Annotated in this window: 8 protein-coding genes and 2 tRNA genes; 8 read left to right on the top strand and 2 right to left on the bottom strand. The window is 59.0% G+C overall.

Annotated features, from left to right (window positions below):
• Positions 1-20 precede the first annotated feature (20 nt).
• From CI603_RS00565 to CI603_RS00530, 7 genes are all read left to right on the top strand, one after another.
• Positions 21-93, top strand: a tRNA-Glu gene (locus CI603_RS00565).
• 41 nt (positions 94-134) lie between these two features.
• Positions 135-206, top strand: a tRNA-Gln gene (locus tag CI603_RS00560).
• 316 nt (positions 207-522) lie between these two features.
• A complete protein-coding gene (locus CI603_RS00555; RefSeq protein WP_110424829.1) occupies positions 523-1,698 on the top strand; it encodes an NAD(P)/FAD-dependent oxidoreductase in 1,176 nt (391 codons plus the stop codon).
• Between the two features lie 281 nt (positions 1,699-1,979).
• Positions 1,980-3,032, top strand: coding sequence for a cytochrome d ubiquinol oxidase subunit II (cydB, locus tag CI603_RS00545; RefSeq protein ID WP_121912611.1), 1,053 nt, complete (start codon positions 1,980-1,982; stop codon positions 3,030-3,032).
• Positions 3,033-3,093: 61 nt separating this feature from the next.
• The gene (locus CI603_RS00540) at positions 3,094-5,064 is read left to right on the top strand and encodes an ABC transporter ATP-binding protein/permease (RefSeq protein ID WP_259465428.1); all 1,971 of its coding nucleotides are present in this window, start codon (positions 3,094-3,096) and stop codon (positions 5,062-5,064) included.
• 19 nt (positions 5,065-5,083) lie between these two features.
• Positions 5,084-6,943, top strand: coding sequence for a thiol reductant ABC exporter subunit CydC (cydC, locus tag CI603_RS00535; protein WP_121912610.1), 1,860 nt, complete (start codon positions 5,084-5,086; stop codon positions 6,941-6,943).
• A gap of 261 nt (positions 6,944-7,204) precedes the next feature.
• Positions 7,205-8,698 carry a cytochrome ubiquinol oxidase subunit I gene (locus CI603_RS00530; RefSeq protein ID WP_046322412.1) on the top strand — a complete coding sequence of 498 codons (1,494 nt, stop codon included), beginning with the start codon at positions 7,205-7,207 and terminating at the stop codon, positions 8,696-8,698.
• A 217-nt stretch (positions 8,699-8,915) separates the two neighbouring features.
• Here the strand turns inward: CI603_RS00530 and CI603_RS00525 are convergent, their stop codons facing one another.
• Positions 8,916-9,875, bottom strand: coding sequence for a polyprenyl synthetase family protein (locus CI603_RS00525; RefSeq protein WP_121912609.1), 960 nt, complete (start codon positions 9,873-9,875; stop codon positions 8,916-8,918).
• A 228-nt stretch (positions 9,876-10,103) separates the two neighbouring features.
• Here CI603_RS00525 and CI603_RS00520 point away from each other — a divergent pair, with 228 nt between their 5' ends.
• A complete protein-coding gene (locus CI603_RS00520; RefSeq protein ID WP_121912608.1) occupies positions 10,104-11,558 on the top strand; it encodes a serine/threonine protein phosphatase in 1,455 nt (484 codons plus the stop codon).
• A 16-nt stretch (positions 11,559-11,574) separates the two neighbouring features.
• On the opposite strand, the gene CI603_RS00515 is transcribed toward CI603_RS00520, so the two are convergent.
• Positions 11,575-12,363, bottom strand: a complete 789-nt coding sequence (locus CI603_RS00515) for an IclR family transcriptional regulator (RefSeq protein WP_046322418.1) — start codon at positions 12,361-12,363, stop codon at positions 11,575-11,577.
• Positions 12,364-12,442 lie beyond the last annotated feature (79 nt).

Raw genomic sequence — 12,442 nt, 5'->3', positions numbered from 1 at the left:
CGTACGCGGCGAAAAGTGAAGCCCCCGTCGTCTAGCGGTCTAGGACTACGCCCTCTCACGGCGCCAACACCGGTCCAAATCCGGTCGGGGGTACGACATGTGGCAACCGTCCAAGCGATTGTCGCACAGCCAATTGGGGTATGGTGTAATTGGCAACACAGGTGATTCTGGTTCATCCATTCTTGGTTCGAGTCCAGGTACCCCAGCGATAGAGACATAGAGTCCCAAGGAGCGGAACACCGACACGGTGTTCCGCTCTTCATTATTTACGCATTACCATGGATTTCAGGAATGCTTCTGGTTTGCAAAGCGGCGGCCGGCGGTATCCACGAGAGTTGCTCACGGTGTGAGCAAGCAAACAAAAAGAGGAGGCTCGGCAGACTGCTATGTCAGAGTTTCCGATGATGGAATCTGATACTTTGAGCATAGAAGCTTGAGTGATGAACCCAATCATCGGCTGATCGGGCAACATCACCCGGTATATGAATCATTGTACGATTTTTTCGGTAGAGGTGTGTGATTATGACGACAATCATGGTGTTGGGAGCTGGTTATGCGGGTCTTCGCGTGGTCAAGAAGCTGGATCATGCAAAAACTGATGCCCATATAGTCCTGGTCAATCAGAACGAGTACCACTACGAGTCCACCCAGCTGCACCAGGTTGCGGCTGGGACCAAGGAGCCGGCGGATGTGGTCTTCGACCTGCGCAAGTCCCTGCCCGATTCGGTGGAGCTGATCGTCGACAAGGTGGTCGGCATCGATCAGGACAACCGTCGGGTCAGCCTGGAGCATCACGATCCCCTGTCCTATGATTACCTGGTCAACGCCCTGGGCTTCGAGTCCGAGACCTTCGGCATCAAGGGTGCCGATGAATACGGATGGCCGCTCGTTGATGTGGACACCGCTCTGGCGGCCCGCAAGAAGCTGGAACAGACGCTGGCCCGATACCAGACCAGCCATGATCCGCTGGATCTGAGCATTGTGGTCTGCGGTGCAGGTTTCACCAGCATCGAGTACCTGGGCGAGCTGGTCTACCGGTTGCCTCAGCTTTCAAAGCGTCTGGGCTTCCCCATGGATCAGGTCAAGGTAGACTGCATAGAGGCCTCGCCCAAGATCCTGCCCATGTTCAGCCAGGACCTGGTCGACTGGGCTGTGGATTTCCTGCGCAAGCGCGGAGTCAACTTCCACACCTCGACTCCCATCACCGAGGTCAGGCAGGATGCCGTGATCTCCAATGACCAGGAGTTCAAGGCCCATACGATCATTTGGACAACGGGTGTGCGTGGCAGCCACGTTATTGCCGATTCCGGGTATAATCAGAAGCGTAACCGTGTAGTGGTCAGGGATGACCTATCGGTCGAACAGCATCCAGAGGAATTCCTGGTGGGTGATGTCAGTGCCGTTCCCGACCCCCAATCGGGTCGGCTCTACCCAACCACTGCACAGATTTCGATGGCCCAGGCTGATACCGCGGCCGCGAATGTCCTTGCCAGAATGCGGGGGCAGGAGCCCCAGCGGTTCACTTTCCGAAGCCTAGGGACCGTGTGCTCTCTCGGTCCCCATGACGGGGTTGCCGAAATCGACCGAATGGGCACGCTGAAGCTCAAGGGCAAGGTGGTCTCGGTACTGAAGTGGATCGTCAACGAGCGGTCGGTCCTGGAGCTGGCCGACGTGCGTACCATGTTGGAGAGCAACTGAACCAGCGTCTCGATGGACGCAAGGGGCTGGACGACGAGGAAGAAGAGGACGAACATGATTCAGGTCATGAGAATGCGGCGCGTGTTCGTCCCTATCCAGCCTCGGATTGGATCGTTCTGGGAGACGACGTCCATCGGCTCTGTGTTCATCGACATCATTGACTACCTCCTGCTCCTCCTCGTTCCGGCGGAAACTGTGGCCGACCTTGGCCTCCGCCAGGATTGCGGAGGCCCCCGTGCCAGTGTGCGGATCGGCAGGAGCGAGAGGAGAGTGGCATTAGCATGAGTTTTCTACAAGGTTTGTGGTTCTTTGTCATCGGCCTGCTTTTTGCTGGATTCCTTCTGCTTGAAGGGTTCGACTTCGGCGTTGGCATGGCTACCAGGTTCGTGGCCCGCGACGGTGATGAGCGCGCCACATTCATGAGGGCCATTGGTCCTCACTGGGATGGCAACGAGGTCTGGCTGATCACTGCCGGCGGCGCTATGTTCGCCGCTTTCCCGCTCTGGTACGCCTCCCTCTTCTCGGGGTATTACCTCCTGCTCTTCCTGGTGCTGGTCTCTCTGATTCTGCGTGGCGTTTCATTCGAGTTCGCCTCTCATGCACTGACCAGCCGTGAGCGTGGTGTTTGGCAGTGGGCCAACTTCATCGGTTCGCTTTTCGCGCCATTCTTCCTGGGCATGATGCTGACCAGCCTGATCCAGGGCATTCCCATGGATAAGAATGGTGATGCCTGGCCCGGGTTCTTCGACGTGTTCAACTGGCTGTCCGTGGTCGGCGGCATTGCTGTCGTCTTCTTCAGCTTCGTTCATGGTCTGCACTTCCTGAGCCTGAAGCTGGGTGTCATGGATTCCCGCCGGATGCTCAACGTCAGTGAGAAGGCCTACTGGATTGCCTATCCGGCCCTGGTCGTCTTCGTGCTCCTGGCCATCTTCAACACCGACTTCTACAAGGCACGCCCCCTGTCCACCTGGCTGATCACCGTAATCATCCTGGCATCCGTCATTGGAGGCCACGTTGCCGTCTTCAAGAAGCGCGGCGGCTACGCCTTCACCTGCTCGGGCATCACCCTTATGGCCATCATCGCCTTTATCTTCAACGGGCTCTTCCCGCGTGTGATGATCTCCGATGATCCTGCCTACAACCTGCTGATCCAGGATGCCTCGGCTTCACCGCTGACCATGAAGATCATGACCGTGGTGCTGTGCATCTTCCTGCCCATCATGCTGGCCTACTTCATCTGGAGCTATTTCATCCAGCGCAAGCGGCTGGACACCGATGGCGCCCACCTGACCTCGTCTGTGGCCCCTTCGGCCACCGTGGCTGAGACCGTCTGAAAGTTAAAGGAGGCAGGGGGGCAGTGCTGGCAGGACCGGAGCGCATCCGGAGGATAATGCATTGATTGACAAAAATCTCTTCCGTTTCGACGGAGTCCGGTCCACTTTGGGCCTGCTGGCTGCCCTGTCCCTGGTCCAGGGAATAGGTGTGGTAGCCCAGGCCTATGGGTTGACCCTGGCTCTGGTGCGTATTTGGCACCTTCAGAACCTGAATGTTCTGGGGGTGCCGGTGCTGATTTTTCTGGCCGCCTATACTTGTCGACAGCTCTGCGACGTGGCCAAGGATCGTATCGCCACCGACCGTGCCGATGCCATAGTGGCTGAGCTTCGCCCCCATATTCAGGATAAGGTCTTTTCACTGGGACCATCAGCTCTGGCTCGGCGAGGCACGGGCTCTGCTGTCACCATGCTGGTGGACGGCCTTGATCAGGTGCGCACCTACGTGCTGACAGTCCTGCCGAAGATGATGGATCTCATCTTCATTCCCCTGATCGTCCTGGTGGTGGTCTGGACCCAGGATGCAGGTTCCGGCCTCATCCTGCTGCTCATGTTGCCCCTGCTTATCTTCTTCATGGTCATCCTGGGCCTGGCAGCCAGGGATCGCTCCAGTCGGCAATACGCTCAGTTCCGTAAGCTCAACACCAGGTTCATGGATACGGTCCTGGGCCTGCCAACCCTGAAGATGCTGGGCATTGACAAGGAGTACGAGGACGAGATCTATTCGGTCTCGGACCGCTTCCGCAAGAGGACCATGAGCGTTATCAGGGTTGCGATGACCTCCACCTTTGCTCTGGACTTCTTTGCCACCTTGGCTATCGCCATCATGGCCGTCTTCTTGGGCAACAACCTGATCAATGCCAAGGTGGAACTGTTCCCGGCACTCCTTGCCCTGATTCTGGCCCCTGAGTACTTCATGCCCATTCGCCAGTTCGGAGACGACTTCCACGCCACGCTGAACGGTAAGAACGCCTTGGACGACATCGCGGATATGCTGGACCAGCCAGAGCCCAAGCGCTTGGAGGAACTGGACTGGTCCGGGTGGAAGAAAGATAGCCACCTGCGCCTGGAAGGAATCGACTTCGCCTATCCTGGTCCCAAGCCGGTAGAGAGCAATGCCTCAGCCGGGGCGCAGATGGATGCCATGGCCAAGTCCGAGAGTCAAAAGACCAGCAAGAAGAGCCGCAAGCCCAAGGCTTCCAAGGCTCAAGACGGTAACATGCGGCCGGCCTCGGCACAGTCCGATTCCACAGTATCGCAGGGAACTGTAGCCAAAGCTGCTGCAGATTCACAGCTCAGTGGGTCCGACGGGAGTTCGGAGGAGCAGCCTCTGGCCCTGAGCGGTCTTCACTTCGAACTGCACGGTTTTTCCAAGGTGGCAGTTGTCGGTCGTTCGGGAGCCGGCAAGTCTACGCTGATGAATCTGCTGGCGGGTTTTGACCAGCCCAAGGCAGGCACCATCGACCTGGATGGTCATCAGCTGGAGCACTGCAACGTGGCTGCATGGCAGCGGCACATCAGCTACATTCCCCAAAACCCCTTCATCTTCCACGGCACTGTGGCCGACAACATCCGCTTTTACAACCAAGAGGCGGACGATGCCGCCGTGGCCCGTGCAGCCCATCGGGCTGGACTGACCGCCTGGCTCAAAACATTGCCAGACGGTCTGGGCACCCAAATCGGAGAGGGCAACCGTGGCATCAGCGGCGGTCAGGCTCAGCGAATCGCCCTGGCCAGGGGCATCCTGGACCCCTCACGCGAGATTCTGTTCTTTGACGAGCCCACTGCCCATCTGGACATTGAGACGGAATACGACCTGAAGCAGACTTTGCTGCCCATTATGGACGGGCACCTGGTCGTCCTGGCCACCCACCGGTTGCACTGGCTGGCCAACATGGATTGGGTGATCATGCTGGAGCATGGACGAATTGTGGCCCAGGGTGATCCGCATGAGCTGATCGGTCAGGGCGGACCCTTGGATGCGCTGATCGATGAGATGGGAGGGAACCAGATTGCCGACTACCAGCAGGACTGAAACCGCCGGAAGAGACGGCATGGGATCGTCGAAGGCCTCCCGCCGCGGCCGCGGTCTGTCGGGCTATATGCATATCTGGCACCGTGACCATTGGTTCTGGCCCTATCTGCGTCAGAACAAGGGGCTGCTTGCCCTGATCTTCTTCCTGGGAACCATCACCTTCGTGTGCGCGGCCGGACTCATGTTCACCTCGGGCTTCCTGATCAGCAGGTCGGCCCGCCATCCCTTCAATATCTTCGCCGTATATGTGCCGGTGGTTCTGACCAGGGCCTTCGGCATTGGACGGCCCACGTTCAAGTACATGGAGCGCATCAAGAGCCATGACTGGGTGCTGCGCGTGGTTTCCAAGCTGCGGGTTCAGCTTTACCGCACCCTCTCGCAGGACGCGGCCTTCCTGAATGAGCATGAGCGCACGGGCACGGTCCTGGGCATGCTTTCGGACGACCTGGACCATCTGGAGAACTTCTACCTGCGCACCATCTTCCCCACGGTTGTGGCCTACATGATGTGGGTGGTGGTCACCATCGCCGTAGGCGTCTTCTCCTGGCTGACCTCGCTCCTGCTTTTCCTGCTTTTCGCCCTGATCCTGATTCTGGTCCCGCTGGTCTCGCTGGCTTATTCAGACGGGCGTTACGACATGGAGAAGGCGCGGCGGCAGGACCAGTACACTGCAGTGACCGAGAGCTACATGGGCTTGGGGGATTGGGTGATCACCCACCGTCGGCGGCGCTTCGTGGATACAGCGTCCGGCGACTTCAACGACATCGCCGCCGGCCGCAGAGAGCAGAAGCGGTTCGAACGTTGGCGCAACTGCGGCATCCAGATGATTTTCGCCCTCATGGTGGTGGCTTTGATTGTTGGAGCGGATCTGCGTATGACCAGCTCCACCTCCATTGCAGACTTCGCGGCAGCCGTGGTCCTGGCGGTTTTCCCCCTGGTCGACTGCTTCATCGTGGTCTCCCAGGCTGTGGCTGAGGTTCCCCTCTATACGGATTCGCTGGACCATCTGAACGATCTGACCGAGCGCGTCGAGTCTCGGCGAATTGAGCCGAGTGTCCAGACCAAGCTGGAGGGGCCGATCAAGTCAATCGTCTTCGATCACGTCAGCTTCTCCTATGGTCCTGATGACCCGCTGCTGCTGGACGACTTCAGCCTGAGGATTGAAGGTGGGCAGCGGGTGGCCCTGCTCGGTCCCAGCGGCGAAGGCAAGACGACTGTCCTTCAGCTGCTCTTAGGCGACCTGCGCCCAACCAGTGGCCGCATCCTGATCAATGGAATACCGGTCGATGCCTTGCAGGATCAGCGTCCTGAGCTTTTCGGCTACCTGAACCAACAGGCATTCCTCTTCAACACCACCATTGCCTCCAATGTGCGTCTGGGTGCCCCTCAGGCCGATGACGATCAGGTTCGCCAAGCCTTGAAGGCTGTACAGCTGGATCAGGTCGTGGCTGACATGCCCCAAGGAATAGACACGCCGGTTGATGAGTCCGGCGGCCGACTCTCAGGCGGGCAGCGCCAGCGTCTGGCACTGGCGAGGATTGTGCTCAAGCGCACCCCGATCATCCTTCTGGACGAGCCCACCATCGGTCTGGATCCGATAACCGAGCGGCGGCTCATGGCCATGATCTTCAAAGTCAGCCAGAATCGCACACTTCTTTGGGTGACCCACCACCTTCAGGGGCTGGAGGAGGCCGACCAGGTCATCTTTATGCAGGATGGGCATATCGCCATGCAGGGGCGTCCGGTCGATCTGTATCGGGAGAACGCCCGTTTCCGTGAACTTTATCGCATGGATGTCTCGGACGTGGACAAGGGTGCCGGTCAAGGGATATACTCAAAGAAGCAGTCAGATTCAGATGGACGGAACCCTGTTGAATGACCATCAGGCTGTTTCCCGAGCAATGAATTTTGCACGGTTGTCGGGTCGCCGATCCTGGCGGATGGCATCCCGGCCGGTCACCGTGCGCCGTCAGTTCATGGACTGGGCGGTATGGAAACCGGAGCCCGCGGAAGCGACCAGGTCGCGAAGTCGGGGAGAGCTGAAAGGTTCTTGTAGGAACAAGCCCGGTCATATCTGAATCCGTCCGGATTCGACCCGTGTACCCGCGCCCGACGAACCCTGCAGAGATTGGGAGGAACGATGTTCACTGTATTGGGATTGTCAAGATTCCAGTTCGCCATGACGACGATATTCCACTTCTTCTATGTCCCTATGACCATCGGTCTGGCCCTGGCGGTCGCCATCATGGAGACTATCTATGTGGTGACCAAGAAGGATGTCTACAAGAAGATGACCATGTTCTGGTCCAAGATCTTCCTGCTCTCCTTTGCGGTCGGTGTGGTCACCGGTATCATCCAGGAGTTCCAGTTCGGCATGAACTGGTCCAATTACTCCAGGTTCATGGGTGACATCTTCGGGGCCCCCCTGGCAATCGAGGCCTTGGTGGCATTCTTCCTGGAATCAACTTTCATCGGCGTGTGGATGTTCACCTGGAACCGTTTCAAGCCGGCCGTGCATGCGGTCTTCATCTGGCTGACCTTCCTGGGTTCCTCCATGTCGGCCATCTGGATTCTGGCTGCCAATAGCTTCATGCAGCATCCGGTTGGATTTGAGATCAACCAGGCCACCGGCCATGTTCGGTTGCGCAATTTTGGTGACGTCGTATCCAATCCCCAGCTGTGGATTGAGTTCCCCCACGTCTTCTTCGCCGCTGTCTGCACAGGGGCCTTCGTGGTCATGGGCTGCAGCGCTTTCAGCCTGCTGAGGATGCACATGGGGAACAAGGACCAGGCCGTGGCCGCTGTCGAAGCTGACTCCGAGAAGCAGGCCAAGGTCAACCTGTTCACCAAGTCCATTCGTCTGGCCGCTCTGATTGGGCTTATTGGCTCAATCTGCGTGATCACCTACGGCGATCTGCAGGGCAAGTTCATCGTGACCGATCAGCCTATGAAACTGGCCGCCACCGAGGCCATCTACGAGGACACGGGTGATCCCGCCCCTTGGAATGCCGTGGCTCTGATCAATGAGAAGGACCATAAGATCGAGGGATCCGTCGAGATTCCCGGAGCCATGTCACAGCTGGCTTACGGCAAGAAGACGGGCGCCGTCAAGGGCATGAACACCGTCAACAAAGAGCTGCACGAGAAGTACGACGCCAAGTTTGGCAAGGACATGAACTACTATGTGCCTGTCACCACCCTATTCTGGGTCTTCCGCCTGATGGTCGGAATCGGGTTTGCCTTTGCCTTGATATCAGCATTGGTGCTCTGGTTCACACGTAAGAAGAAGAACACTCTGTTCACTTCGCGTTGGAAGCTCTGGATTATGGGCATCTTCACCTTCGCCCCCTTCGCTGCGACGACCAGTGGCTGGCTGGTGACTGAGCTCGGACGTTATCCATGGCTGGTTTACGGTTATCAGACCATCGCCGATGGAGTTTCGCCCACAAGCACGGTGCCGAACCTGCTCTTCACCTGCATTGTCTACTTCCTGCTCTTCCTGGTTCTGGGCGGAGTCATGGTCTTCTACACCAGGAGGACCCTACACCAGGGACCCTTCTACAAGCCGGATGACGGCAATGGGCCGCAGCCTGCCAAGGTGCATGGCGCACCGGCTCGAGTAGCCCTGGCCTGATGCTCGACTGACCTTAAACACTTCCTTCCCCTTCGGTAAATCCCCCGCTTCGGACTGCATGGTTCGGAACGGGGGATTTGCTGTCCTAAGGGTTTTCCATCAGCGGCGGACAGTGGTGAAATTCGGAAAAGAGAGCAATGCCGAGCATGAAGCGACGGATGTAATGCAGGTTCGGCATATGCCTGATACAGGACTGGCCTCACTCGTTCAGGTTCGGTCAGACTTGGGCGGTCAGTTTAACTGTGATTCGCTGCAACAGGTCGCGCACGCCTTTGTCGATGTGGGAATCCTCCAGGCTGTCTGAAGCCCGTTTTAAATAGTCCTTGGCGGTTTGCCGGCTGCTCTCCATCAGCTGTGGGTGGGCTCTGAGATAGTCGACCACACGGTCGGGATCGTCCTGCTGGACCAAGGCTCTGAAGTTTTCGTCCTCCTGGAACCCCAGCAGAACCGGCAGAGTGTAAATCCCGTCGCGAATATCCTCCAGCTTGGGCTTGCCGGTGTCGCGATCCAGATCGAAGTCGTTGATGTCATCGATGATCTGGAAGGCCATGCCTAGATTGCCGCCGAAGTCTCTGGCGGTCTGCTCCAAAGCGGGGTCAGTCGGCTGGTCATCAAGGCGAATCCCAGTCAGGCAGGCAAGGCGGAAGAGGGCTGCGGTCTTGCCGGAGATGGCTCGGTCGTAGTCGTTAATGGTTGTATGGATGTGATGGCGGTCTGACTCTTGGTAGAGTTCGCCGCCTACGATCTCGCAGACCGTGCCGGCCTGCTCGCGGATAAAGGCTGTGTCAGGGGCGATGGAGGCCATGATCTCCATATAGCGTGAAAGGATCAGATCCCCTAGATAGATTGCGGCCTTGTTGCCCCGGATGGTGTGGACCGTGGGCTTGTTGCGGCGGATGGGGGCATTGTCCAGAACGTCATCGTGGACCAGGGTAGCCAGATGAAGCATCTCGATGGCGGCAGCGCCGGTGATGACGATGTCGTCCAGACGCCCTCCGGTTCGTGCTCCGGCACGGGCAAAGAGGATCACCATGGCAGCACGGATCATCTTGCCATGGTTGTCCAGCAGTCGACGGTAATCCTCCTGATAGGGAGCCACATGGGTACGCTCCTGGTGCAGACTGTCGACAACCCGTTCAAGATCCTTGCGCAACAGGAGCTCTTGTCCTTCTGCCATGGAGGTACGCTCCCTCTATCTCGTTAAGAACCGCAACGTATCCAATATAGCAAGACCGGGGCCACGTCTGAAGATTGTCGGCCTGGTCCTGGCTGTCGCCGTAATCACTGTGGTCAAGCTAACATTAGGCCGTCGCCGTGCTGTGAGGACGCTGTGGTCGGAATCCCATTCGTAATAGGGCTGCACAGAACGACCTGGGAGCGAAACCGGGTGAAGTAGGCTAGACGTATGAGTCAGCATTACCACGCGGATCAGGTCTCCCCACAAGGCGGCGAGGGAGAGCATGATCGACCGCTGTCCGTTTCAGCCAGGCTGGGGCGACTTCAGTTCCATTACTCGGGCAAGTTCAGACTTCTGCAGCTGGCCGACGTCCAGGAGGGTCCCAAGGTCTCTCCGGACACAATCAGGCTCATAGCCGCGGCTTGTGATGCGGCAAAGCCTGATCTGGTGGTCTTCTCGGGCAACCAGGTGGCCGGTTACGACACGGCCTACGAGCGCACCTTCCGCAAGAGGCGTTGGAGCACCCCCCTGGACGGCATCTACTCTGCTGGTCTGAGCATGGGCGGCGCCCTGGGGCTCGGAGGAGCCTCCCTGAAGCGCTCATCCAAGACCCAGGATGGTCAAACTGCTGTGGACCGTCGGGAACCAGACCGTAGGGATGCCGAGCGTGTACGTCGGCAGAACATCAAGCACACCGAGGATCTGGTCCGTAGAACCGTTGGCCTGATCACCGGCCCACTGGTTGAACGCGGGATTCCCTTTGTCGTCACCTATGGCAACCACGACTTCCAGTGCGGCCTGGACACCGATCAGATGGATGCCATCTATCGGGAGGTGCCCGGCTGCCTGAACCCGGAGGCTACCGTCGCCCATCCTGATCGGGTTCATGCGCTGATCGGATCGGCCCTGCCCTCCCAGACCGCATTCGTCTGTGCTCCGGGCACCTTCGCCCTGCCTGTGGCGGATTGTGACGGTCACGGGGTGGTCATGGGCCTAGTTCTGTTGGATTCTGGCGACTATGCCCGTACAGGCGGCTATGGCTCACCTTCGGCCCAGGCCCTGGATTTCCTGGCGGCCGTTCCTGATCTTCTGGGCAACCGATCCATGGTCTTCCAACACATGCCCATTCCCCAGTTCTATGATCTGCTCAAGCCGGTGCCGGCCACCACGGCCTATGCGGTCCAGGGCTACCGAAGCTTCGACTCCCGTTGCTACATCCTGGACGAGTCGCGCACCTGCCCGGGCTCCTACCTGGGCGAGGGCGTCTCCTGTCCGGACGAGGACAGCGGCGAGTATGACTTGCTGACCCGGAGCCGGGGCTATTTTGCTCTCTTCGCCGGGCATGACCATCGCAATGGTTTCGTCGGACGCAGTGGAGATCTGACTCTGGGAGCCACGCCCACATGCGGATTCGGTTCCTACGGTCCGGTGCCCAGCAAGCGGGCGGCCCGGCTCTTCGAGTTCGACATCCGCCATCCCCATCATCCTCGCACCCAGCTCCTGGAGTTTGGGCAGTTGGTGGGGCGGCCCGGATCCCACAAGGTCTACACCTTCGCCATGAGTCATGTGCCCACCTCTACCGGGGACGCGGTCAACCTCTTGCGTCGGCCTGGGTTTTTGGCGGGCGGCCTGACGGCCCTGGCAGGGCTGATAGCCTCCTGGGGATCCTCCCGGCGGCGATAAGAATCGGGATTACTGCTCAGACCCTGCGACGGGCAGGGGATGAGGCTCGCAACAGGGCTTCGGTCAGATATTTGCCGGCGGCCATGACCAGGGGGGCGTAGCGCCTTCCAGGCGTGGTGGACATGCGGTTGACCGGTCCAGAAATGGATATGGCGGCCATGACCTGCCCCGATCCGTTGCGGATGGGGGCGGAGATGGAACAAACGCCCTCCTCGCGCTCGTTGATGGACTCGGCCCAGCCGCGCTTGCGGACCGTGGCCAGGGTTGCTGCGTTGAACTTGGCGTGTCGCAGGCCTTGGTGGAGGCGCTCAGGTTCCTCCCAGGCCAGCAGAATCTGTGCAGCCGACCCGGCCTCCATGGACAGCAGGGCGCCGACAGGGATGGAGTCGCGCAAGCCGGAGGCGCGTTCCACTGCGGCGATGCAGACCCGGACCTCGCCCTGGCGGCGGAAAATCTGAGCCGACTCGCCCGAACGGTTGAGCAGTGTATGCAAAATGGGCCCCGACGCGGTCAGCAGTCGATCCTCGCCGGCGGCAGCGGCCAGTTCGGCGAAGCGGGAGCCCAAGACGAAGCGGCCATGCGCGTCCCGCAGTACGAAGCGGTGGCGCTCCAAGGCGATGGCCAAGCGGTGGGCCGTGGGGCGGGCCAACCCGGTGGCGTTGACCAGCTGGCCCAGGGTCATGGGTCCGGTCTCCAGGGTGTCCAGAATTCGCACCGTCTTGTCCAGAACGCCGACGCCCGAATGAATCTCCTCCTGATGCATGTTCTGATCGTTTACGGAGGGGTATCTGTCGTCGTCGTTCATAGAAGGTGTGTCCATGGTTGAATTATGCCATCTCAGTATATGAAATGCAAAAGTTCATAACGGTTGGGCAGTTCCATAC

It is taken from the genome of Bifidobacterium sp. wkB338 (assembly GCF_003688325.1).
GTDB classification, from domain to species: Bacteria; Actinomycetota; Actinomycetes; order Actinomycetales; family Bifidobacteriaceae; genus Bombiscardovia; species Bombiscardovia polysaccharolytica.
The sequence above is the reverse complement of the archived record's forward strand: the minus strand, read 5'-3'. Positions and strand labels throughout refer to the sequence as shown.

Bases quoted from the DNA above. Each gene is read 5' to 3' on its own strand.
- CI603_RS00515 (WP_046322418.1), bottom strand. From the start codon at position 12,363: ATGAACGACGACGACAGATACCCCTCCGTAAACGATCAGAACATGCAT.
- CI603_RS00520 (WP_121912608.1), top strand. From the start codon at position 10,104: ATGAGTCAGCATTACCACGCGGATCAGGTCTCCCCACAAGGCGGCGAG.
- CI603_RS00530 (WP_046322412.1), top strand. From the start codon at position 7,205: ATGTTCACTGTATTGGGATTGTCAAGATTCCAGTTCGCCATGACGACG.
- CI603_RS00525 (WP_121912609.1), bottom strand. From the start codon at position 9,875: ATGGCAGAAGGACAAGAGCTCCTGTTGCGCAAGGATCTTGAACGGGTT.
- cydC (WP_121912610.1), top strand. From the start codon at position 5,084: ATGGGATCGTCGAAGGCCTCCCGCCGCGGCCGCGGTCTGTCGGGCTAT.
- cydB (WP_121912611.1), top strand. From the start codon at position 1,980: ATGAGTTTTCTACAAGGTTTGTGGTTCTTTGTCATCGGCCTGCTTTTT.
- CI603_RS00555 (WP_110424829.1), top strand. From the start codon at position 523: ATGACGACAATCATGGTGTTGGGAGCTGGTTATGCGGGTCTTCGCGTG.